The organism is Micromonospora sp. GCM10011541, assembly GCF_042650725.1.
GTDB classification, from domain to species: Bacteria; Actinomycetota; Actinomycetes; order Mycobacteriales; family Micromonosporaceae; genus Micromonospora; species Micromonospora sicca.
On sequence record NZ_JBHSBP010000035.1, the window covers coordinates 170,972 to 192,790 of the forward strand.

The following is a 21,819-nucleotide window of genomic DNA, read 5'->3' on the forward strand; positions in this document are numbered from 1 at the left end:
TTGCCCCATGAAGGTAGGCGGCCCCTCGGGACACCGCAATGGATATTCGTGCGGATGGTTCGGTAGGCGCCGAAGGATCGCGGCCGTAGCGTCTCTGGTTTCCTATGTGATCCTCAGCGAGCCAGACTCCCTGCCGGTACTTCCGTCCCGGTTGATGATCGGGGTGGCGTGCACGTGGCGGTGGAAGCCGCGGCCGAGGACGGCCCCGCGAACCCGGTGTGGGTGTCGCGGAGCGGTGGTGGGAACCGTGTACGGCACCTGGCGAACCCGCCCTGACGGCTGGGTCTCCTGGGGTGTCCGTCCCGCCGGACGCTTGCCGGCAGTTCCCGGTGGGGGTTCTGCCGGGGCGGGAACCTGCCGTCGCAAGGGCAGCAGGCGTGAAGTCTTGACCGCTGCAGGTCGGACCTGCCTCGGGGTAGGTACCGTCTTGCGTCGGTCCCGCACCGGCCTGATCGTGGCGGCTCGGGTTGGTCGACGCGTCCGGTGACGGACCGGTGTGTCGGTGGCGGTCCGGATCGCGGTGTTGCCGTTACGGCCGCGGCGGGTTTTGGGCTGGTTGGCGAGGCCCCGGGCGGCGATCCGCTGCGACGCGGCGTGGTCACGGTCCAGTGACAGGCCACACGAGCAGGTGGCCCACCGGTACCCGGCCACGCGCCCCTGCGGTGTTTTGACGTGTTTGACCACAGCCCCGCAGCGGGGACAGCCCGATGATGTGCCACGCGCCGGGACAGTGACCACGGCGATGCCTGCTTTCGCGGCAAGGTGGGCGATGGCGGTGAACACCGTGCCGCGCACCGCACCAGACAGTCGCCGGTTGAGGCTGCGTGACCGGCCATGCGCCTCGAGTGTGGCGAGGTCCTCGACGTAGATGGCGGTGGCGCCGACCGCGGTCGCGTGGTCGACCAGCCACCGCGCCGCCGACCAGGCAAGAGCGTTGTTGAGATGCCGGATCCGGGCGCACACCGCCGAATGCTCAGCCTCTAGGAGGGTAACCTTCGCATTCAATGCCGCTGCGGCAGGGTTGTGGGTGGGCCGGCCGTCACGCAGCCGCGTCAGATGGTCGGCTTTGGTTTTGAGGTGTTCGCGGTGGCGGCGTAGCCGCACCAGTTTCGCCGACACACCGGTCGCGTCGAACCGCAACGGGCGCCCTGCACGACAACGGAGCCGTCCCGGTCGAGGTCGGCCACGGTGGCGGTCAGCAGGGTGTTCACCCCCCAGTCGACACCCAGGGCACGCGTGTGGCCGTCCACCGGCGGCGGGGTGTGCGGGGTCTGGCAGGGCAGGTCAACGCGAACTTTGCCGTCGCCGGGCCGCAGCGTCGGCGTGCACACTTTCACCCCGGCGGGCACGGTCGCCGGCAGCACCACGTCGAAGGCATGCCACACCCAGTCGCGGTATGCGGCCGGCGCCGGGCACATCGGGAGCTGCGCCCACACCCGCACCATACGGCCGTCGACCCGGTCGACGACGACCTGTTGCCGATCGGCCGCAGCCAGGCTCACCTGCCGCGCCACGGCCGGCGGACCCTCCAACTCACACAGGTCCGCCGGCAGGTGACCATGCATGTCCAACCGGACGAGCCGGACGCCGGGTCGGCGGTCGGTCGGCGCGGCTGCACGCGCTGGTCGACGAGCTGGACGCGCTGGAGCCGGCGTTCACCGGGTACGACCGGCTCCGCTTCGGGGGACCGACCTCCCGGGACAGCTGCGTCGACGCGGTGCGGGCCCGCTACCCGCGCTGCGAGTGAGCGAGCTCCGCGCGTTCGAAGACGCGTTCGCCCTGGTGCTGGACGGTCGCGGCGCCCAGGGTCAGCGCGGCGAGGACCAGGGCGAGCACGGCGACGGCCGGGCCACGTCGCGGGGTGGGCGGGTCGAGCAGGGCCCGTACCCGATTCGGGACGTCGCCCCCGGTCGCGGCGGTCAGGAGGTCGCCGGGGTGGCGCCGTCGGGCCAGGGCGGCCCGGGCCAGGGCGCGGGCGACCAGCCGGCGGTCCCCGAGTCGGGCGGCGGCGTCCTCGTCGGCCCACCGTTCGACGGCGTTGCGCAGCGTCCGGGCGGTGGGGGCGAGTGACGGGTTGGCCGTGGCGGCCAGGTCGACCGCGGTGATCCACCAGGCGTGCCGGTGGGACAGGTGAGATCCCTCGTGGGCGAGCAGTGCGGCGCGTTCGTCGGGGGCGAGGGCGCGCAGCATGCCGCGGGTGACCACGATGCGGCCGGTGGCCTCGGGGGTGGTGAAGGCGTCAGGAGTGTCGGTGTCGAGCACCACGAGGGAGCCGGGTTCGCCGAGTCGGCCGCAGTCGCGGTGCGCGGCGCGCATCGCCCGGGTCCGGCGGATGAGGAAGACGGCGGTGCGGGCGGCCGCGGCGGCGAGGGCGAGCAGGGCGGCGGCCGAGACCGGCCAGGGCACGGGAGCCTGCGACCGCAGCGCCTGGACCGACCAGGCGCCGGCCGCGGCGATCTCGGCGTCCTGGCCGATCCAGGTGGCGGCGACGACCGCGGCGGCGAACCAGAGCGCCGAGGTGACGAGGAGGCCTGTCGGCGCGAGGAGCCGCACGGCGAGGGCGGGTCGGAGGGTACGGCTCAGCCATGGGCCGCAGCAGGCGTAGGCGACGGCGGACGCCAGCACCACCCCCAGGGCGACGATCATGAGTCCGGCTCGGTCCGTTGGAGCAGGGTGACCAGCAGCGCCTCGTCCTCCGGCGTGAGCGAGCCGACGAAGCGGGTCAGGACGGCCGAGCGGTCGGTGTCGTCGTCGTCGAGCAGCCGACGCATCTGGTGGGCGGTCACCTGGGCACGGTCGCGTACCGCCTGGTAGGCGTAGGCGCGCCCGGCCGGGTGGCGGGTGACCCGCCCCTTGCCGTGCAGGCGGGCCAGCACCGTGGTGACGGTGTTGTAGGCCAGCCCGGCGTCGAGGCGCTCCCGGACCGTCGCCGGGGTGAGCGGCGCGTCCGCGGCGGCGAGCGCCGCCAGGATCTCGTGTTCCAGGTCGCCGTGCCGGCGGCGTCTGCTCTCCACCCGTCCCCCATCAACTACAAATCTTGTAGTAGTAAGCTCTGACCTACAAACATTGTAGGTGTCACTCGACGACGGGGAGCGGGATGGACGTCGGGCTGTTCGACGAGGTCAACCGGTTCGCGGTGGCCACCCCCTGGCTGCATGCCGCGGTGACTGGCTACGCGGCATTCGGCGTGGTGCTCTTCGCCGCCATCATGCTGGCCGGCTGGTGGTACGCCCGGCGCACGAGCGAGGCGGACCGGGTGGCGGCGGCCGTCCTCGCCCCGGTGGCGACCCTGCTGGCGGTGGCCGTGAACCAGCCGTTCGTGTCGGCGTTCCACGAGGCCCGCCCCTACACCAGCCACCCGGACATCCTCGTGCTCGCCACCCGCAGCACCGATTTCTCGTTCCCCTCCGACCACTCGGTGATGGCGGGCGCCGCGGCCGCCGCGCTGTGGTTCGTGTCCCGACGACTCGGCCTGGTCACCGCGGTCGCCGCGCTGGCGATGGGCTTCTCCCGGATCTACATCGCCGCGCACTACCCGCACGATGTCCTCGTCGGCCTGCTCCTCGGCGCCGTGGTCGCGGTCCTCGTCGTGCTGCTCGCCCGCCCGTTCACCACCCGGCTGGTCACCGCGACGGGTCGTACCGCGTTGCGCCCGCTGGTCACCGCCGAGCCCCCGACGCCGCCCGGTCCGGTCGTCGCCGCCGCCGGCCGGGAACGGACCCCGCCGGAGGACACCGGCCGGTGACCGCCAGGGCCGCAGTACGGCGGTCACCCGTCCTGGACCGCTCCGGTGACCCGGCGCGCCACCGCCAGCAGGTAGTCCTTGCGGTTGAGCGGGTTGTGGTCCCAGCGCGGCCGGCTCGGCACCGGCCCACGCACCGGCCGGTAGTGGTCGAACTCCGACTCCAGCATCCCCTCGCCCCGGGTCAGCGACGGCAGGCGCTGCTCCAGGGCGTGCACCCGGCCGGCCGGCACCTCTCCCTCCACCGGGTACGACGAGCCGCGCAGCGTGGAGCCGCGGGGCACCGCACCGAGCCCGGCGAGCACCGGCAGCACCGCGCCGAACAGATCCGCCGGCACGTCCAGGCGGAACCGGTGCATCGGCTCGTGCACCCGGGTGCCGGCCCGGGTGAGGGCGTCCATCAGGACCAGCGGGGTCAGGTTGCGGAAGTCCCCGGCGGTGCTGGACATGCTCTTGTCGAACACCCCGTGCGAGTGGCTCTGCCGGGCCCAGTACCCGCCGTGGGTCAGGGTGACCACGCAGTCGATCACCGCCCAGCCGCGCAGGCCCTGACGCAGGGTCTCCCGGACCGTCTCCTCGATGGCCTTGAGGAAGGCCAGCGGCATCGAGCCGAGTTCGATGCCGAGGCGGAACTCCACCCCGCTGTCGAGGGGGCCCGGTTCGATCCGCAGCCCCACGGTGGCGAGGAACGGGTTCGGCTCCCTGCCGATCCACTCCACGGCGGCGCCGACCCCGACCGGGCGTTCCACGCAGACGGTGGTGGTCTCCCGGAAGTCGACCCGCACGCCGTACTCGTCGGCGAGGGTGGCCTGGATGACCTCCTTCTGCACCTCGCCGTAGAGCGACACGGCGATCTCCTGCCGGATGTCGTCCTGCCGCAGGTTGATCAGCGGGTCCTGCTCGGCGAGCTGGGCAAGGGCCGAGTGCAGGGCCGCCCGCTCGGCGGCGCGGCACGGCACCACCACGGTCTCCAGGGTCGGCGGGGAGAAGTGGTGGCGGCCGGCCGGCCGGGCGGGCGGCGTACCGAGGAAGTCGCCGACCCGGACGTCGGCCAGACCCCACACCCGGGCGATCCGGCCGGCGCCCACCGCGGGGGCCGGCAGGGCGGTACCGGCCTCGAAGACACTGATCGCGGTGACCTTGGCCGCCGCGTCCCGCCGGAACGGGACCCGGTCGCGGACCCGCAGGGCGCCGGTGAAGATCCGGGCGTACGCGATCTTCTCGCCGGCCGGTCCGCGCTCGACCTTGAAGACCGTGCCGCACAGCGGGGCGGCCTCGTCGCCCTCCGCCGCCGGCAGCAGCTCGACGAGGCCGGCGATGAGCGGCTCGACGCCGGCCCCGGTGATCGCCGAGCCGGCGAAGACCGGGTGTACCCGCGCCCGGCGGGTCTGCACGGCGAGCGCCCGGCGCAGCCGGTGCCCGGTCACCGCGCGCTCGTCCTCGACGTACGCGGCGAGCAGCGCGTCGTCGTGCGCGGAGAGCAGGTCGACGAGCCGGTCGGTGAACGCGGGCTCGTCGGGCCCGCGCGGGATGGTGCGGGCGGCCGGGGTGCCGCGGTCCTCGACCCGTACGGTCGCGACCACGTCCGGCGTCAGCTTCTCGGCGATCTGGCGCAGCACCCGCTCCGGGTCGGCGCCGGCCCGGTCGACCTTGTTGACGAAGATCAGGGTGGGGATGCGCAGCCGTTGCAGCGTCCGCATCAGCACCCGGGTCTGGGCCTGGACGCCCTCGACCGCGGAGACGACCAACACCGCGCCGTCGAGCACGCCGAGCACCCGCTCGACCTCGGCGATGAAGTCCGGGTGGCCGGGGGTGTCGATGAGGTTGACGGTGACCCCGTCGACGACGAAGGAGACCACGGCGGAACGGATGGTGATGCCGCGCTGCCGTTCCAGCTCCATCGCGTCGGTGCGGGTGCTGCCGTCGTCGACGCTGCCGAGCTCGTCGATGACGCCGGCGCTGTGCAGCAGCCGCTCCGTCAGGCTCGTCTTACCGGCGTCGACATGTGCCAGGATTCCCAAGTTCAACGTCTTCACGCAGCGTCATGTCCTCTGGGTAGGTGGTGATTCCCTTCTGGTGGGACATGGACGCTGCGCGCATTGCCTGGCTCCTCTGCTCGGTCTTTCCTGGTCGGATTGCAGCAGCCGGCCCCGGGGCCGGCAACCGATTAACCCGTCCGGGTGGGCGGTTGGCGCGGTGCGGGGGCCGTTGCGGCGGGGGATTCGGCGCTGGGATGCGCCGGCGGAGGGGCCCGCTGATTGTCGTTATTTCGCCAGCCCGTGCGTCTGGACGTGGTGCGGGTTGGTCATCACGCCGAGCACGTTGCCGAACGGGTCGACGACCGAGGCGGTGACGAAGCCGTGGCCCCGTTCGCGCGGCGGGTCGTGCACCGCGGCCCCGGCGGCCAGCAGGCGGTCGAAGGCGGCGGTCACGTCGTCGACGTGCCAGTAGACGATCGCCCCGCCGGGCCGGTCGGCCGCGCCGGGCGGCGCGAAGCGCCGGTCGATCAGGCCCAGCTCGTCCTGGTGGTCACCCAGGCGGAACTCGTAGTAGGCGGGGCTCCCGTCCGGGCCGGACCGTTCGAAGTAGGGCTCGAGGGCGAGCAGGTCGGCGTACCAGGCGCGGGCGGCCGGCAGGTCGTCGGCCCAGAAGCTGACGGTGGCGAGTCCTCGCAGCATGATCGGTCCCTCTCGTCGTCGGCGCGCTTGACCGCACGCTACGACCGGGGTCCGACTCTTTTCGCGGGCCGCCCACGCAGGCTCGCCCGCGAGGCCGGCCCGCTGCGGCCGCTACTGGGCCTGGCCGACCGTGGGGCGGACCGTGACCCGCTCCATGAAGGGGAAGCGCGTGGTGAGGTCGGCGAGGGTCGCGCCGGCCCGCCAGGCGGCGGCCACCTGGACGACCTGGACCAGGTCGGTGCAGTCGCCCCGGGCCTGGACCTCCCCCGCCACCCTGATGTCGATCATGAAGTATCGGGCCTGGGAGCCCAGTCCGACGCAGACGGTGCCCCGTTCGGAGGTCAGCTCGGCGCAGGTGAAGCGGCTGCGACCCTGCTCGGGGGCGGACACGCGGCCGACGTCGAGCTGGTGCTGAGCGGCCGTCGCGCCGAGCCCGGACGCCAGCCCGCCCCGTTCGACCAGGTCGGGGTAGAGGCGCACACCCAGCGCCGTCGACACGTCGCTCATGACTGACTCCCACTTCCTCGTGACAGAGACCAGCAGCGCGCAGGTTTCGCGGAGGTTTCCGGCGCGCGTGTGGCCATCCTGTCCCTCCTGGACGGCCAGGGCAATAGGAACGGTCGATTCATCCGCGAATGGGGCGGAACGCCGTTGACACCTGGACGCCGGCCCTGGTCGCGGCCACGGACGCCACGAGCGCCGTCGCGGTCGATCTGCGGCAGCTCCGGTACGCGCTCTGACCGGCCGGCGGGAGCGGCCCCGGGCCGGCTCGCCTAGCATCGGCGGGCATGGCCCTCGTACGGTGTGACTTCTTCTCCGAAGCGCTGGGCATGGGCACCTCGATGACGGTGCTCCTGCCGGAGCGGACCTCGTCCGGGATCGGCATGGCCGGCAACGCCGCCGCGGGCGACCCGCCCGTGCTCTACCTGCTGCACGGCCTGACCGACGACGACACGATCTGGACCCGCCGCACCTCGATCGAGCGGTACGTCGCGCCGCTCGGGCTGGCCGTGGTGATGCCGAACGCCGACCGCAGCTTCTACACCGACGAGAAGCACGGCAACCGGTACTGGACCTTCCTCAGCGCCGAACTGCCCGAGGTGTGCCGATCGTTCTTCCGGCTCTCCGACCGACGGGAGGACACCTTCGTCGCCGGGCTGTCGATGGGCGGCTACGGGGCGGTGAAGTGGGCGCTGCGCGAGCCGGGGCGGTTCGCGGCGGCGGCCAGCCTCTCCGGCGCGCTCGACGTGGCCGAGCGGCGGGAGCACCCGACCAGGCCGGTGGACCCGGCGGTCTGGCACACCGTCTGGGACGACCGGCAGGTGCCCGGCACCGACGACGACACGGTCGCGCTGCTGGAGCGCGCCGGCGACGACCTGCCCGCGCTCTACGTCGCCTGCGGCACCGAGGACTTCCTGTACGAGGACAACACCCGCTTCGTCGAGACGGCCCGGCGGCGCGGGGTGCCGCTCACCGTGGACTTCTCCCCCGGCGCGCACGACTGGGCGTACTGGGACGCGAAGATCCAGGACGTGCTGGCCTGGCTGCCACTGCGGCGCGACCGGCCGCCGGCCGCTGAACGTCCGGCGCCGGAGGGCTAGACGCCGACGGTGCCGTCGATCGCCTCGCGGAGGAAGTCGGCGTGCCCGTTGTGCCGGGCGTACTCGTGCATCATGTGCAGCATCACCAGCCGCAGCGACACGTCCTCACCCCAGCGGACCTGGTGGCCGGTCACGTCCAGCGACTCCGCCTCCCGCTCGATGCGGCGGGCGTGCTCGACCTCCCGCTGCCAGGCCTCGAACGCCTCGGACCGGCTGGCCCCGGTCGCGTCGTACGCCTCCTGGTAGTCGCCGCTCTCCGACCAGACCAGCGGGACGTCCTCGGCGTTGATCACGCGGCGGAACCAGGCACGCTCCACCTCTGCCATGTGCCGGACCAGCCCGAGCAGCGACAGCGTCGAGGGCGGGGAGGACTGCCGGCGCAGCTCCTCGTCGCTGAGGCCCGCGCACTTGAGGGCCAGCGTGGCCCGGTGGAAGTCGAGGAAGACGCGCAGCGTCTCGCGCTCCCCCGCCAGCAGGGGCGGGCCGATCCGTTCGGTCTCCACGAGGGGTCCTTCCTGGGACGACGGGAGGGCTGCTGGCCTGCCCGTCGAGGCTTGGCAGGGTTCGCCGGGGAGCCTAGTCTCAGCGGATCGATCCACCGCTGAAGGGATCATGTTGATGCACCCCCACATCAGACGTTCCGCGCTGGTCGCCTCGGTGGTCACCGCGGCGCTGGTCGCCGGCGGCACGACCGTCCAGGCCGCCGGCGACCCGTACGGGCACAGCGCCACCGCCACGGTCTTCGCCCCGAACCCGGTGCAGCAGCTCGGCGACCAGGGCCTGACCGACGCGAAGGACGCCGACTACCCGGCGCTGGCCGGCGCGTACCGGTCGGTGCTGCTGACCAACCTGGACGGTTCCGGCACCCTCACCGGGAAGTACGTCGCGGTGAAGAGCAAGACCGGCACGCCGGCCCGGGCCGTCGACGGCGGGTATCCGGGGTGGCACCGCGACGCCGACCAGTTCGAGCAGGTCATGGGCTACCACTGGGTGAACACCGCCCAGGCGTACCTGCAGTCGCTCGGCTTCGGCAGCACGCTGCGGCCGGTCAACCAGCGGCAGATCGAGCTGCGCATCGACCAGTACGGCGGCGACAACTCGTTCTTCCGCGAGGACAAGGCCAACATCACCCTGGGCAAGGGCGGCGTGGACGACGCCGAGGACGCCGAGGTGATCGTCCACGAGTACGGCCACTCGGTGCAGGACGGGCAGGTGCCCGGCTTCGGTACGAACCTCGAGTCCGGCTCCATCGGCGAGGCGTTCGGCGACTACCTGGCGGTCGTGGTGACCAGCTGGGCGACCGGCACGCCGACGAGGACCCCGGAGGCCTGCGTGGCCGACTGGGACTCGGTCTCCTACACCCGTACCGCCCCGCACTGCCTGCGCCGACTCGACGGCACCAAGGTCTACCCGCAGGACATGCGGGGCGAGGTGCACGCCGACGGCGAGATCTGGTCCCGCGCGCTGTGGGACATCCGCACCGCGCTGGGCGACCGCACGGCCACCACGCTGATCGTGGAGGCGCAGTTCGACTTCGCCGCGGACACCTCGTTCCGGGACGCGGCGCTGGCCACGGTCGCCGCCGCGCAGCGGCTCTACGGGTCGGCCGCCGCGTCGGCGACCCGGGCGGCGTTCGTCGCCCGCGGCATCCTCTGACCGGGCGCCGTCCCGGCCGGGCGCCCGGCCGGGACGGCGCTCACCGCAGTGACGACCGGGCCACCGGGAAGTCGAAGTACGTCGTCGGGTACGGCTCGGCGGTGAGGCGGTAGTGCCACCACTCCCGCGGATAGTTCTCGAATCCCTGGGCGGTCATCAGCCGCCGCAGCAGCTCCCGGTTCGCCCGGGCGTCCCCGGTGATCCGCGGGTCGGCGGTGTGCGCGCGCATGTCGAAGCAGTCGAACCCGGTGCCCATGTCGACCGAGTTGTCGGGGAACCGCCGCCCCGGCGGCGCGGTGCAGGCGACCAGCGGCTGTCCCGGCACGTACCCGGGCTGGGTGGGCGGCGGGACGGGGACCAGGGTGAGGTCGAGGGTGCTGCCCCGGCTGTGCGCGGTCGGCGCGCCGATGTACCCGTCGGCGAAGAGCTTCGACTTGGCCTCGTCGGGATAGAACTCGGCCTTCATCTGCTGCTCCCCCGGCACCTTCGCCCAGGCCACGAAGTCGTCGGCGGCCCGCTGGGGGCGGTAGCAGTCGTACACCTTCAGGCTGCGCCGCTGGGCGAGCGCGGCGGCCTGCACCCGGCGCAGGGCCTCCGCCGCCGCACGGGTGAGCAGGCAGAGCGGCTCGGGGTAGCCGGCGATAGGACGACCGACGAAGTTGTGCGCGGTGGCGTACCGGATGTCGCTGTGGATGCTCGGGTCGACGTCGGAGAGCGCCACGAAGTCCGCCGGGGCCCGCGGCCCGGTGGCGGTGGCCGAGGGCGACGGGCTCGGCGGGCTCGGCGGGCTCGACGGGCTCGGCGGGGGCGGCGGGGGCGGCCCGGGTTGCTGACAGCCCGCGCCGACGGCTGCCACGGCGACGAGCACGACCGCCAGGTGCCGAGCAGTACGCCGGGCCGCGCCGCACGCTCGTCTCCCGCTGCTCACGCTACTCACGCTGCCTGTCTACCGGACCCACCTCGGCGGCGACGGGCCAACTCGCAGACCCGGCACGGTACGGCTCGGCCGGACCGGAGCTACCCGCCCTGGCCGGTCATGGCCGAGCTGGTCCGCACGGCGTGCCGGCGACGCCGCGTGATCAGCACGGTTCCGCCGGCCACCAGCACCGCACCGACCCCGAGGAGCGGACCGATCCCGGCCCAGGGCGTGGCGGCGCCGGCCGGGGCGCCGTGCAGGCCGGCCCCGCCGGCGAGGGCCGACGGCGGCACCGTGCCGGTCGGCGCGGCGCTGGCGGCGGTCAGCTCGCCGGGGCGGACCAGCCGGCCGACGGCGACGTCCCGCCGCAGCCCGAAGCCCCAGTCGAGCAGCGCCGCACCCTGCTGCCAACCCCGCTGGGTGGGGATCTCCGCGCCGAGCACGGTCACCACCAGCCGCCGGCCGTTGCGCTCGGCCGCGCCCACGTACGTGTGCCGGGCGAGGTCGGTGAACCCGGTCTTGCCGCCCAGCGCGCCCGGATACCGGTACAGCAGCTGGTTGTCGTTCTGGATCTGGAAGGGCTTCTCGCCCAGGGCCGGCTGGCCGGGGATCTCGGCGGTGCGGGTCGCCGTGTACCGGCGGAAGGCCGGATCGGCGAAGCAGGCCCGGAAGATCAGCGCCAGGTCGTACGCGCTGGTGAACTGGCCCGGACCGTCCAGGCCCGACGGCGTCACCGCGTGGGTCTGGAGGGCGCCGAGCAGCCGCGCCTGCTCGTTCATGGCGCGGATCCCGCCGGCCTGGCCGCCCGCGCCGCCGCCGAGCCGGGCCAGCGCGTTGGCCGCCTCGTTGCCGGACTTGAGCAGCAGGCCCAGCCAGATCGTCTCGATCCGGTACCGGCCGCCCTCGGCCAGGCCGACCGCGGAGCTGCCCGGCTCGATGGCCAGGTCCTCCGCCGTCACGGTGACCTCCTGCCAGGGGTCCAACCGGGGCAGCATCGTGGCGGCCAGCAGCAGCTTCTGCACGCTGGCCGGAACCCCGTACTCGTGCGGGCCGCAGCCGCCGAGCACCGCGCCGCTGTCCAGGTCGGCGACCAGCCACGACGTGGCGGTCACCGCGGGTGGCGCGGGCACGGACGGCGGCACCACCAGGCCGGCGGTGGCGAGCGCCGACCCGCCGACGGCGCGGGCGGCGGGGTCCGCGGGCGGCGGTGGCTGCGGCGGCGCCGTCGCCGGGGCCGGCACGTTGGGACAGGGCACCGCAGGCGCGGCGGTCGCCGCCCCGGCGGCGCGGACGGTCCAGCCGGTCGACGTCCCGGCGCGGGGACCGGCGACAGCAGCCGACGGCAGGTCCAACATCGGCAGCAGCAGGGCGGCGGACAACGCGACTGGCAGGCCTCTCATGCCCACGCACGCTAGCCACGCCGTCACGATCGGGTCGTATCCTCCGCCGTTCGCGTCCGAGGAGAGGGATCGGGCGGTAAGCTGAGCGGCTCCTCCGGCCGGCGTCGCTCGTGGTCCACTGACAGCGGGTGTCAGCGGCCCCGGCCTCGCGTGCGGCCATGGAGAACACCATCGACGGCGCCCGCCGGCCAGCCCGAGGGCGACGGCGAGCAGTCCCGCCTCGGCTCGCAGGCCGCCGTTGTTCAGGTGGAGCAGGTAGTTCTCAGACGACGTGTCGGCGGACCAGGACCCGCAGCGCCACGTAGCCGGGCAGCACCGGCAGCCAGAAGGTGGCCAGCCGGTAGACCAGCACCCCGGCGACCGCCGTGTCCACCCCGATCCCGTACAGCAGCAGGCCGGAGACCAGCGCCGCCTCGGTGGCGCCCAGCCCGCCCGGGGTCGGGGCGGCGGACGCCACCCCCTCACCGACGATGCCGACCAGCAGCACCGGCGCGAGGAGCGCGGGCTCGACCGGCAGGCCGACGGCGAGGAGCGACAGGTAGAGCGCGGTGCCGTAGGCCAGGGTGAGCCCCAGGCTCGCGGCCAGCAGCCGAGTGATCCGTCCGCTGCGGGCCAGCGAGCGTACGGCCTGCGCCGCCTGGCGGCGGGCCGCGCCGACCCGCGCGCGCAGCCGGGGTACGGCCAGCACCGCGGCGGCGAGCAGGAGCACCGCCAGCACGGTCAGCAGCACGATCAGGCCCCGCCCGGTGGCGGCGTTCACCAGGTGCCGGTGCGCACCGCGGGCGAACGGCAGCAGGACGGGCAGGAGCAGGCCGACGGAGACGATGCCCGAGACCCGGTCCACCGCGACGGCGGTGGCGGCCGCGGGGACCGGCAGGCCCTGCTGGCGCAGGTAGCGCACGCTCAGCGCGGCGCCGCCGAGGGCGCCCGGGGCGAGCCGGTTGACGAACGACGCGGCCACCTGCACCGCGACCGTCCGGCCGAGCGGCACCCGGCCGGCAGCGGCCGACCGCAGCACCAGCGCGCTCAGCAGGTAGGTGGCGGCGGAGGCCAGCAGGACGCCGGTCACGGCCAGCGGGTCGGCGTGCAGCACGGCGCGCAGCGCGGACCGCACCTGGCCGAGCTGTGGCAGCAGGAAGTGCACCAGGAGGCCGAGCATGACCAGCAGGAAGACGTCCCGGCGGCTGATCCGGACGACCCGGGCCAGCCGGTCGCGCCGGCCCGGGCAGCGGCGGACGATCTCGTCGTGCAGGTCCGCCAGCAGGCCCGGGTGGGCGTCGACCAGCGCCCGGCCGGCCCGGGACAGCAGGGCCGGTTGCAACCAGGGCAGCGTGTCGGCGACCGGACCGGCGCCGAGTTGCCGGATCGCGGCGTCGGCGGTCGGCCGTACGCCGGCCGGCGCGGCCAGCGTGACCAGGAGTTCCACCAGGTCGCGGGCCTGCTGGTCGGCCGAGGCGGCCTCGGTGCCGAGGCCGAGGTCGACCAGCCAGGCCGAAGTGTCGGCGACCAGCACGTTGGCCGCCCGCAGATCCCGGTGGGCCAGGCCGGCCCGGTGCAGCCGGGCCACCTGCCGGCAGACGTCGTCGAGGACGTCCGGCCCGAGCTGGGCCGGGTCCAGCGCGTCGAGCGATCGCCCGGGCACGAACTTTTCGACCAGCACCGCGTCGCCCACCGCGTCGACGGCGGTGGTGACCAGCGCCGGGGTACGCACCCCGGCCCGCTCGGCGAGCAGCAGCAGGTACGCCTCGTGCTCGTTCTTCTGCTTCGCCGTCACATACGGCGGCTCGTCGGCGATGTCCCGGTAGCGCAGCCGGCGGTAGAGCTTGTAGAGCCAGTCCGCGTCCCGCTGGCGGCCACCGGTGACCTTCACGAAGAGCCGCCGGCCGTCTGCGGTGGTGACCTGCCAGGACCGGGAACCGCGCGCGTCGCCCCGGACCGGCGTCAACTCGGCCACCACGAAGCCTCGGGCGCGCAGCACCTGGCGGAGCCGCCCGGCCGACTCGCCGGGGCCCACGTCACCGACGATCAGCCGGGTGAGGTTGGCGGCGAACCAACCGACGAGGAACCCGCCCAGCACGTCGACCGGCAGGTGGGTGCCCACGTGGATCCGGGCGGTGCCGACCGCCGCCACGGCCAGCCAGGCCAGGCCGCGCAGCCGGGCGGGCAGGGCCGGGGCGAGCACCACGGCGAGCGCGGTCACCACCGCCACGTGGCCGGAGGGGTAGCCGAACCGCCCGGTGACCGTGTCGTGGAACCGGACGTCGGCCAGGAACCCGCCCGGTCGCGCCCGGCCGACCAGGGCCTTGACGAGGATGGCCGACCAGTAGGCGAGGTTGCCGGCGAGCAGCAGGTCCCGGGCCAGGCCGATCCGCCGGGCCAGCACCGCCCCGGCCGCCGCCACCAGCACCGCCGGGTACGCGCCGAGCTGCATGACCAGCACCAGGGCCGGTCCGACCGGCCCCGGGATCTGGTTGACCAGGGCGAAGAGGTCCCGTTCCCAGCGGCCGGGCGGCCGGTGCCGGGCCCAGAGGCTGACCGTGGCGAGCAGCCCGGCGGAGACCGTCAGGCTGAACACCAGCGCCGGCGACGGCCGGTGGGTCCGGGGCATCCCCCCGCCCTAGCGGACGTCCGGCCGGCGCGGGCCACCGGTACGCGGGGCCGGCTCCGGCTGCGACGTCGTCCGGGCGGCTGCCGCGCTGTCCCGCATGGGTCTGACCATAGGGCGACGCCGGGACGCGACGGGCCGCAACAGGGATGAACCCTCTGGCCGCGGCGGCCTTCCCCCGGCCGGCCGGGTTCCGTGGCGTCGCCCGGCGGCGGAGCGGGACGGGCGGGGCGCGGCGCGGCGCTGCGGACGGGAACGGCGCGGGTGGGCTAGGCGCGGCGACGGCCGGTCGGCCGGGGACGGCGGCGGGCCGCCAGCACCGCCACCAGCACCCCGACGACGGTGGAGGCGCCGCCGGCGACCGGCCCGATGACCCGCCAGTCCCCCGCGACCATCCGGCGGCCGGCGGTCACGGCGGGGCCGTGCCACGGGGCGGGCACGGGCGGCGGGGCCGGGGTGCCGCTCGGGGCGGCCTCCGCCGTGTCCAGCTCTCCCGGCGCGACCAGCCGGCCGACCGAGGCGTCCCGGGGCAGCGCGAAACCCCAGTCCAGCAGTTGGGCGCCCTGTTGCCAGCCGCGTACCGGGCGGGCCTCGGCGCCGAGCAGGGTGACCACGAGCCGTCGGCCGTCGCGCTGGGCGGCGCCGACGTAGCTGTGCCGGGCCAGCTCGGTGAAGCCGGTCTTGCCGCCGAGCGCCCCCGGGTACCGGTAGATGAGCTGGTTCTCGTTCTGGATCTGGAACCCGCCCTTCTTCAGCGCGGGCTGGGCCGGGATCTGGGTCCGCTCGGTCAGCGTGTACCGCTGGAAGAGCGGGTCGCCGAAGCACGCGCGGGCGATCAGGGCGAGGTCGTACGCGCTGGTGAACTGCCCCTTGCCGTCCAGGCCGGAGGGGGTGACCGCGTGGGTCTGCCGGGCGCCCAGCCGGTGGGCCTCGTCGTTCATCGCGCGGACCCCGCCGGGCACGGTGCCACCGCCGAGCCGGGCCAGCACGTTCGCCGCCTCGTTGCCGGAGTTGAGCAGCAGCCCCAGCCAGACCGTCTCCACCGTGTACCGGCCGCCCACGAGCAGGCCGACGGCGGAGCTGCCCGGGGCGATGTCCAGGTCGCCCCGGGTCACGGTGACCGTCTGCTTCGGGTCGAGCTTCGGCATCATGGTGGCCGCCAGCAGCAGCTTCTGGGTGCTGGCCGGGGTGCCGTACTCGTGCGGGCCGCAGGCGCCCAGCACCGCGCCGGTGTCCAGGTCGGCGACGAGCCAGGACGTCGCGGTGACCGCCGGCGGGGCCGGCGCGCCGGCCGGCGCGACCAGGCCCGGCGTGTCGAGCTGCTCGCCGCCGACCACCCGGTCCTGCGGCACCGCCGGTGGGGGCACCGGCCGGGGCGGCCGGGACACCTTCGGGGCCGGCGCCTTCGGGCAGGGCAGCGGCGCGCGGGCGGCCTGGGCCGGCGCGGCCTGCGCGGGCACGACCGGCCCGACGGTCACGAGTACGGCGGCGGTGGCGGCCAGGACCCGAGCTCTCATGACCACGCAGACTAACCCGGCAAGATCGCTTGGCGGCGACCGACCCGGCCGGGCGTTCCAGCACAATCCGTGCGATCCTCTGACACCGGGGACGGGTCACCCGGGCTGGGCGGCCCGGCGGTGGGCCCGGCGGCGCCGGAGCCGGCGCACCGCCACCACGCCGAGCACCAACGTCACCAGGGCGACGCCGAACTGCCCCAGCGGCCACCACAGGGCGAGCAGCCAACGCAGCGCACCCTCCACCCGCGGCTACCGGGGCGATCCGAACCAGCGGCGCAGCGCCCCGGTCAGCCCGTCGGCCGGGTCGCCGGCCCAGGCCAGGTGGCCGTCGGGGCGGACGAGGAGGGCCGCGGCCTCCAGCGCGCCCCGGGCGGGCACGACGTCGACCCGGTCGGCCCACCCCGTCGCGGCCGCCGCGGCGCCCTCGACCAGCTCCACCACCACCGGCCGGCCGGCCCGCATCCGGTCCAGGACGGCGGTCCGACCGTGCGCGAGGGTGGGCAGCAGGTCGGGCAGCCAGGCGCCGGTCGCGGGGTGCGGATCCGGTTGACCGATGTCGTACGGCTCGTCGGCGCCGGCCAGCAGGGCGGCGACGTCCCACCGGGTGCGCTGCCGGCGGAGCAGTTCGGCGAGCAGGTCGCGGGCGGCGGTCACGTCGTCACCGGGGGCGAGGAGCGCGAGTTGCGCGCGGGACTGCAGCGCGACCCGTCGACCGACCGGCGCCCGTTCGGCCTGGTACGTGTCGAGCAGGCCGGGCGGCGCCCAGCCCTGCACCGCCGCGGCCAGCTTCCAGCCGAGGTTCAGCGCGTCCTGCAGTCCGAGGTTGAGTCCGGGACCGCCGACGGCGGGGTGCACGTGGGCGGCGTCGCCCAGCAGCAGGACTCGCCCGGGCCCGGTAGCTGGTGGCCTGCCGGAGGTTGACGCCGGCCAGCCGGCGCAGCAGCGGCGCCGGCCCGGTCGGGTGGCCCAGCGGGAGCGGCGCGCCGAGCACCCGGTCGACCGCGTCCCGCAGGTCGGCGAAGGTGACGGGGCCGTGGTCCGGCCGCGGGCCGGTCCACTCCATGGCGGCGACCAGGTGCGCCGCGCCGGTGTCGCCGAGCCGGGCGAAGGTGAACACCCCGCCGGGACGTCTGTGGTGGGCGTACGGCCACAGCTGCCGGCCGTCGGGCAGCACCAGGGCGCCGTCCGGGCCGAGCCGGTCGGCGGGGATGACGGCGTGGCCCAGGTGCGAGACGAACCGGTCGTCGGTGCCGCCCGGGAAGTCGATCCCGGCCTGCTTGCGGACCAGGCTGTGACCGCCGTCCGCGCCGACCAGCCAGCGGGTCCCCAGCCGCTGGTCGCCGTCGGCTGCGCGGACGGTGACCTCGACGCCGTCGTCGTCCGGCGCGAACCCGGTCACCTCGTGTCCGTACCGGATCTCCGCACCGAGGGCCCGGGCGCGGTCGGCCAGCACCTGCTGGAGGCGGGCCTGGGGCACGGGCAACGCGAACAGCGGGTTGTCGGCCAGTCCGGAGAGATCGAGCGGCAGGCCGCCGAACTGGAACCAGGGCGTGGGCGCCGGCGGTCCGGGCCGCCCGGCCAGGGGTTCGTAGAGGCCGCGCAGGTCCATCGCCTGGACCACCCGGCCCATCAGGCCGTTGGCGCGCGGCTCGCCGCCGAGCCCGGGGCCGCGTTCCAGCAGCAGCACGGGCACGCCGGCCAGGCGCAGTTCGCAGGCGAGCAGCAGGCCGTTCGGGCCCGCACCGACGATCACCACGTCGAGGGTCATTCCGGTCCTCCTCCGGACGGGGCTGTCAGCCTGGCCTGACAACCGCGCTCGACGTCAGTCTGGATTGACAATCCCACCGTTGTCAATCCAGACTGACAGCCATGGAAGAGACCGAGCTCGCCGCGCGGCTGCGCTCGCACGACCCGGCCGTCGGGCTGCGCGCGGTCGGCGCGCTGCACCGCCTGGCCGAACAGGTCGAGGCGGCGGCCGTGGCGCGCGCCCGCCAGGACGGCTGGTCCTGGGAGCAGATCGGGGATGCGCTCGGCGTGTCCCGCCAGTCGGTGCACAGCAAGCACGGGAAGTGAGGCCAACATGTTCGAACACTTCGCCGCCGGCGCCCGGACGGCCGTGACCGCCGCCCTCGACGAGGCCCGGCACCGGGGCGACCGCCGCCTCGGCACCGAACATCTGCTCCTCGGCGTGCTGCACGCGCGCGAACTCGACCCGCTGGGCGCGCTCGGCCTGGACCTGCCCCGGGCCCGGGCCGCCCTGGAGGCGCTGGACGTCGCCGCCCTCGCCGCGGTCGGCATCGACGTACGCGGCGTCGAGCGGGCTCCCGTACCGCTGTCGGGCAAGCGGACCCCGTTCACCTCCGCGGCGCGGACCGCGCTGCGGCGGGCCGTCGGCGTGACCCGCGAGCAGGGCGGCCGGCGGATCAAACCGGCGCACCTGCTGCTCGCCCTGCTGGAGTGCCCGCCGCCCGACCCGGCCGCGGAGGTGTTCCGCGAGCTGGGCGTGGACCGGTCCGCGGTCCGCGCCGAGCTGCGCCCGAAGGCGGCCTGACGCCGCGACCGCGACGAGCGGCCGCCCCTCGGCGCCCGGTCAGGGCAGCGTCACGGCATCTACGTGCTGGACGGCGACACCGTCACGGCCCACCACCTGCGCCGGTACGTCTCCCGCTGACCGGCCGGCCCCGCCGCCCGGTCAGCCGGTGGCGGGGCGGTCGCGGGACGGGTCGATCCGCCGGAGCCAGCGCCGCTGCCACGGCGTCTCCACCGCGCGGGGATGGTGACGCGCGCGTACCCAGGCCACCGCCCGGTCCGGGGGCAGCCCGTCGAGGACGGCGAGCGCGGCCAGCGCGGTGCCGGTCCGGCCGACCCCGCCCCGGCAGGCGATCTCCACCCGCTCCCCCGCGTACGCCCGGCGCCGCGCCTCGCGCAGCGCGTCCAGTGCGTCGGCGCGGTCCAGCGGCAGCCAGAAGTCGGGCCAGCGGATCCGCCGGTACGGCCAGGCGGGGAACGGCCCGGGGGCGAGCAGCAGGGCGAAGTCGGCCGGCGAGGCGGTGTCGGCGATCCGCCGTCCACGCACCACCATCCCGCCGGGCAGGGTCACCAGCCCGGCCCGGTCCACCCAGGACTCGCCGGCCATCGCCCCATTGTGCCGCCGCCGCGAACACCGGGATGCCCGCCGGACGGCTGTCCGACGGGCATCCCGCTCTGGTCCGGGCCCTGCCCGGTGCGTTCGGTCAGCGACCGCCCAGTCCGAGGCGCTCGCGGCGACGCCAGGCCAGGGTGAGCAGCAGCAGCACGGCGCCGGAGCCCAGCAGCCCGCCACCGAGCTTCATCGGCGTGTTCAGGCTCGAGCCGGTGACCGGCAGGTGACCGCCCCCGTCGTGGTGCGGCGGCTTCGGCGGCCGCTTCTGATACACGACGCCGGTGACGGACGCGGTCCGGTCGGGGTCGCTCGCCTCGTCCGTGGCGGTGAAGGTGTACCGGCCGACCCTCGTGGGCGTGTAGCTCACCTCGAATTCGCCGGCGGAGTTGGCCGTCACGGAGAAGTGCAGCGGCGCCGGCTGCGGCTGCGACGACTGGGGCTTCGAGTACGCCACCGCGGCCATCGCGACGGTGCTGCCGTCGCTGCGCCGAGCCGTTCCCTGGGCGGGAGCGGCGACCGGCGGCAGCGCCGAAATGCTGACGTCGATCGTCACCGTCCCGTTGGGCGTGAAGCCACTGCCGTGCAGGGTGAACGACGCACCCAGCGGGATGGCCGTCGGGTTCAACGTCAGGAGCAGTTGGGGCACGTACCCCGGTGGCTGAGGCTGCGGCTGAGCCGCCCCCGCCGCGGTCGGCACGGCGGCCACGGCCAGGCCGACCGTGAACGCCATGATGATGCGGGATAGCCGCATGATGGATTCCCTCCTACTGATCACAGCTTGGTGCGGAAACAACTTGGGTGGTCCATGGGGTGACGGTGGGGGTGAGTTGGAGCTCGGCGGTGCCGGCGCTGGTCTTCCCGGTGAGCAGCGTGAGGTCGAGGGTCCGGGTCGCCCCGGGCTTCACCTCCACCGTCGCGACGGTCACCTGCCGCCGGCGGTCGGTCCCGCTGCCCATCGCGGCGGCCTTCCCGTCGAGCCGGCCGCCGAGCACCGCCCCGCCGGTCGGGCTGTACACCGACACGAAGGTGCGGGCGGTGTACGGATCGCCGGACAGGGCCAGACCGGTGACCGACTCGGACAGGCCCGAGCGCGGCGCGGTCGAGTGGACCGCGACCCGGAGCCGGAGCTCCCGCCGGCCGTCCGACTGGCAGTCGCCGACCGTCAGGTTCGCCGAGAACCGCAGGTAGTAGCCGAGCTTCGCGCCGCTGCCGTCGTTGAGGAACACGCCGACCGTCGGCACGGTGTCCTTCTCGGGGAGCGTCCCGGTCAACCGGCTGTCGCCCAGGACACGCTGCTCTTCGGGATGGACACTCCAGAACAATATCCGGCGTTCGGCCACAGAACGGTCGAAAGCCGACAAAAGGGCGCGAACGTTGACGTTTTTCGTCAGGAACGCGTCGAAGACCGCCGCCCCCGCGGCAGCGAAGTAGGTGTCCTGCTCCCGGGTGCCCAGGTCCCGGTACGCGTCGCTGAGCAGGGCGCGGACGACGGTGTCGCCGACCAGCGCCGGGCTGCCGGGCACCGGCACCGGGCCGGTCGCCTTGAGCAGGTAGGACAGCACCACCGGATCGACCGCGAGCACCCCGTCCACCGCGGTCCCGGTCCGTCGGCGCACCATCTCGCGGTACAGCGCGGCGGCCGTCGGGAAGTCCGGCCCGAGGTTGACGTCCGCCGGATACCGTCCCGGCAGGTCGTTCCAGAGCCGGCGCTGCTCCGGCTGCACGGGCAGCGGCGGGTCGAAGCGGGTCAGGTCGGCGCTGGTGCCCTGCCGGGTCAGCGTGACCCGGCCGTTCTCGGCCTGGATCATCGCGTAGGCGCCGAACATGCCGCCCGTTGCCCGCAGCTCGGCGGGGTTCTGCGAGACCAGGAGATAGCGCCGGGGTCCGTCGGCGCCGAGCAGCGGCGGGAGCACGCGGGCGGCCTGGTCGGCGGCGCCGGTCAGGTCGGCCAGTCGGTCGATCTCCGCGCGCAGGCTGGACAGGGCGTCCCGGAGCTGGGCGAAGAGGTCGTCGGTCGGCACCGCCGCGAGCCGGGTACGAGTCTCCTCCACCGCGCGGTCGGCTCCGGAGAGCTCGGCCGAGACCGACCGGAGGCGGGCCAGGTCGAGGCGCCCCTCGCGGGGCACCAGGCCGGCGAGGTCGGTCCGGAGCAGGGTCGGAAAGGCCCGCCGGGCGAGGTCGTCGATCGCGACCGCGATCTGGCGTACCGCCTCCAGGTCGTCACCGGCGTACGGTGACCGCTGGCCGAGCCACCAGCCCGGGTCGCCGGTCGCCGTGCGCGCCGCGTCGGCCTGCTCCTGAAGCGCGGCGAGGGTGCGCTGGGCGCGGGCGGCGTCCCCGCCGACCACGTCCACGCTGAGCTGGCGCGCCAGCCCGGCCGCGTTGAGCAGGTGGGCGCGGGCCTGCCAACCACGGAAGCCGATCCACCCTCCGGTCAGCCCGACCAGCGAGAGAACCACCAGCCCACCGAGGAGCACGCGCCGGACCAGCGCCCGGGTGCGCCGTCGGGACCTGCGCCGGCGACGCGGCACACCACTATGCGTCACACCACTCTCCCACTCC

At 74.9% G+C, this 21,819-nt stretch carries 23 protein-coding genes and 2 pseudogenes; 6 read left to right on the forward strand and 19 right to left on the reverse strand.

The features are described 5' to 3' along the window. Window positions 1-102 precede the first annotated feature (102 nt). On the reverse strand, window positions 103-1,140 hold the full coding sequence (locus ACFOYX_RS14740; RefSeq protein WP_377534030.1) for a zinc ribbon domain-containing protein: 1,038 nt from the start codon (window positions 1,138-1,140) through the stop codon (window positions 103-105). Further along, window positions 1,053-1,514: a hypothetical protein gene (locus ACFOYX_RS14745; RefSeq protein ID WP_201749738.1), complete on the reverse strand. Its 462-nt coding sequence runs from the start codon at window positions 1,512-1,514 to the stop codon at window positions 1,053-1,055. Before ACFOYX_RS14745 ends, ACFOYX_RS14740 begins: the two co-directional genes overlap by 88 nt. On the opposite strand from ACFOYX_RS14745, the gene ACFOYX_RS14750 reads away from it, so the two are divergent. Next, window positions 1,397-1,747, forward strand: a complete 351-nt coding sequence (locus tag ACFOYX_RS14750; RefSeq protein ID WP_369292966.1) for a DUF6058 family natural product biosynthesis protein — start codon at window positions 1,397-1,399, stop codon at window positions 1,745-1,747. The two genes, ACFOYX_RS14745 and ACFOYX_RS14750, sit on opposite strands and share 118 nt — an antisense overlap. Here ACFOYX_RS14750 and ACFOYX_RS14755 read toward each other — a convergent pair. Together ACFOYX_RS14755 and ACFOYX_RS14760 are read right to left on the reverse strand one after the other, a co-directional pair. After that, window positions 1,729-2,646, reverse strand: coding sequence for a M56 family metallopeptidase (locus ACFOYX_RS14755; protein WP_109802915.1), 918 nt, complete (start codon window positions 2,644-2,646; stop codon window positions 1,729-1,731). The genes ACFOYX_RS14750 and ACFOYX_RS14755 overlap by 19 nt on opposite strands. Next, the gene (locus ACFOYX_RS14760; protein WP_109802916.1) at window positions 2,643-3,014 is read right to left on the reverse strand and encodes a BlaI/MecI/CopY family transcriptional regulator; all 372 of its coding nucleotides are present in this window, start codon (window positions 3,012-3,014) and stop codon (window positions 2,643-2,645) included. Before ACFOYX_RS14760 ends, ACFOYX_RS14755 begins: the two co-directional genes overlap by 4 nt. 83 nt (window positions 3,015-3,097) lie before the next feature. Here ACFOYX_RS14760 and ACFOYX_RS14765 point away from each other — a divergent pair, with 83 nt between their 5' ends. After that, complete coding sequence (locus ACFOYX_RS14765) at window positions 3,098-3,745, forward strand: phosphatase PAP2 family protein (RefSeq protein WP_109802917.1); 648 nt, start codon at window positions 3,098-3,100, stop codon at window positions 3,743-3,745. A gap of 23 nt (window positions 3,746-3,768) precedes the next feature. On the opposite strand, the gene ACFOYX_RS14770 is transcribed toward ACFOYX_RS14765, so the two are convergent. The 3 genes from ACFOYX_RS14770 to ACFOYX_RS14780 form a co-directional block, all read right to left on the reverse strand. After that, the gene (locus tag ACFOYX_RS14770; RefSeq protein ID WP_322438934.1) at window positions 3,769-5,778 is read right to left on the reverse strand and encodes a translation factor GTPase family protein; all 2,010 of its coding nucleotides are present in this window, start codon (window positions 5,776-5,778) and stop codon (window positions 3,769-3,771) included. Between the two features lie 228 nt (window positions 5,779-6,006). Next, on the reverse strand, window positions 6,007-6,420 hold the full coding sequence (locus ACFOYX_RS14775; protein ID WP_109802919.1) for a VOC family protein: 414 nt from the start codon (window positions 6,418-6,420) through the stop codon (window positions 6,007-6,009). 111 nt (window positions 6,421-6,531) lie between these two features. Then, on the reverse strand, window positions 6,532-6,927 hold the full coding sequence (locus ACFOYX_RS14780) for a hypothetical protein (RefSeq protein WP_109802920.1): 396 nt from the start codon (window positions 6,925-6,927) through the stop codon (window positions 6,532-6,534). 281 nt (window positions 6,928-7,208) lie between these two features. On the opposite strand from ACFOYX_RS14780, the gene ACFOYX_RS14785 reads away from it, so the two are divergent. After that, on the forward strand, window positions 7,209-8,021 hold the full coding sequence (locus ACFOYX_RS14785) for an alpha/beta hydrolase family protein (RefSeq protein WP_322438935.1): 813 nt from the start codon (window positions 7,209-7,211) through the stop codon (window positions 8,019-8,021). Here ACFOYX_RS14785 and ACFOYX_RS14790 read toward each other — a convergent pair. Then, window positions 8,018-8,524 (reverse strand): DinB family protein, encoded by a 507-nt coding sequence (locus ACFOYX_RS14790; protein ID WP_109802922.1) that lies wholly within the window; start codon window positions 8,522-8,524, stop codon window positions 8,018-8,020. The genes ACFOYX_RS14785 and ACFOYX_RS14790 overlap by 4 nt on opposite strands. A 115-nt stretch (window positions 8,525-8,639) precedes the next feature. Between ACFOYX_RS14790 and ACFOYX_RS14795 the strand changes: the two genes are divergently transcribed. Further along, window positions 8,640-9,677: a M36 family metallopeptidase gene (locus tag ACFOYX_RS14795; protein ID WP_322438936.1), complete on the forward strand. Its 1,038-nt coding sequence runs from the start codon at window positions 8,640-8,642 to the stop codon at window positions 9,675-9,677. 40 nt (window positions 9,678-9,717) lie between these two features. On the opposite strand, the gene ACFOYX_RS14800 is transcribed toward ACFOYX_RS14795, so the two are convergent. The 8 genes and pseudogenes from ACFOYX_RS14800 to ACFOYX_RS14835 form a co-directional block, all read right to left on the reverse strand. Next, window positions 9,718-10,605, reverse strand: a complete 888-nt coding sequence (locus ACFOYX_RS14800) for a M15 family metallopeptidase (RefSeq protein ID WP_377534031.1) — start codon at window positions 10,603-10,605, stop codon at window positions 9,718-9,720. Between the two features lie 89 nt (window positions 10,606-10,694). Continuing rightward, window positions 10,695-11,993: a D-alanyl-D-alanine carboxypeptidase gene (locus tag ACFOYX_RS14805; RefSeq protein ID WP_322438937.1), complete on the reverse strand. Its 1,299-nt coding sequence runs from the start codon at window positions 11,991-11,993 to the stop codon at window positions 10,695-10,697. 262 nt (window positions 11,994-12,255) lie between these two features. Then, entirely contained in the window at window positions 12,256-14,601 is a 2,346-nt protein-coding gene (locus ACFOYX_RS14810; RefSeq protein WP_322438938.1) for a flippase-like domain-containing protein, read from the reverse strand. A 266-nt stretch (window positions 14,602-14,867) separates the two neighbouring features. Continuing rightward, window positions 14,868-16,115: a serine hydrolase gene (locus ACFOYX_RS14815; RefSeq protein ID WP_322438939.1), complete on the reverse strand. Its 1,248-nt coding sequence runs from the start codon at window positions 16,113-16,115 to the stop codon at window positions 14,868-14,870. A 96-nt stretch (window positions 16,116-16,211) separates the two neighbouring features. Continuing rightward, a complete protein-coding gene (locus ACFOYX_RS14820; RefSeq protein ID WP_322438940.1) occupies window positions 16,212-16,358 on the reverse strand; it encodes a hypothetical protein in 147 nt (48 codons plus the stop codon). A gap of 6 nt (window positions 16,359-16,364) precedes the next feature. Continuing rightward, entirely contained in the window at window positions 16,365-16,769 is a 405-nt protein-coding gene (locus ACFOYX_RS14825; protein WP_322439001.1) for a hypothetical protein, read from the reverse strand. A 105-nt stretch (window positions 16,770-16,874) separates the two neighbouring features. Further along, a pseudogene (locus ACFOYX_RS14830) lies at window positions 16,875-16,970 on the reverse strand (FAD-dependent monooxygenase); the annotation flags it as partial. 448 nt (window positions 16,971-17,418) lie between these two features. Continuing rightward, window positions 17,419-17,883 (reverse strand): annotated as a pseudogene (locus tag ACFOYX_RS14835) (FAD-dependent oxidoreductase); the annotation flags it as partial. Window positions 17,884-17,984: 101 nt separating this feature from the next. On the opposite strand from ACFOYX_RS14835, the gene ACFOYX_RS14840 reads away from it, so the two are divergent. Together ACFOYX_RS14840 and ACFOYX_RS14845 are read left to right on the forward strand one after the other, a co-directional pair. Continuing rightward, complete coding sequence (locus tag ACFOYX_RS14840; protein WP_109802195.1) at window positions 17,985-18,188, forward strand: helix-turn-helix domain-containing protein; 204 nt, start codon at window positions 17,985-17,987, stop codon at window positions 18,186-18,188. Window positions 18,189-18,195: 7 nt separating this feature from the next. After that, the gene (locus ACFOYX_RS14845) at window positions 18,196-18,666 is read left to right on the forward strand and encodes a Clp protease N-terminal domain-containing protein (RefSeq protein WP_109802194.1); all 471 of its coding nucleotides are present in this window, start codon (window positions 18,196-18,198) and stop codon (window positions 18,664-18,666) included. A 141-nt stretch (window positions 18,667-18,807) separates the two neighbouring features. Here the strand turns inward: ACFOYX_RS14845 and ACFOYX_RS14850 are convergent, their stop codons facing one another. The 3 genes from ACFOYX_RS14850 to ACFOYX_RS14860 all read right to left on the reverse strand — a co-directional run bounded on the left by ACFOYX_RS14850 (window position 18,808) and on the right by ACFOYX_RS14860 (window position 21,803). Then, window positions 18,808-19,251 (reverse strand): protein-tyrosine phosphatase family protein, encoded by a 444-nt coding sequence (locus ACFOYX_RS14850; RefSeq protein ID WP_322438941.1) that lies wholly within the window; start codon window positions 19,249-19,251, stop codon window positions 18,808-18,810. Window positions 19,252-19,348: 97 nt separating this feature from the next. Further along, a complete protein-coding gene (locus tag ACFOYX_RS14855) occupies window positions 19,349-20,008 on the reverse strand; it encodes a hypothetical protein (protein WP_322438942.1) in 660 nt (219 codons plus the stop codon). Between the two features lie 13 nt (window positions 20,009-20,021). After that, window positions 20,022-21,803, reverse strand: a complete 1,782-nt coding sequence (locus ACFOYX_RS14860) for a DUF4012 domain-containing protein (protein WP_109802191.1) — start codon at window positions 21,801-21,803, stop codon at window positions 20,022-20,024. Window positions 21,804-21,819 lie beyond the last annotated feature (16 nt).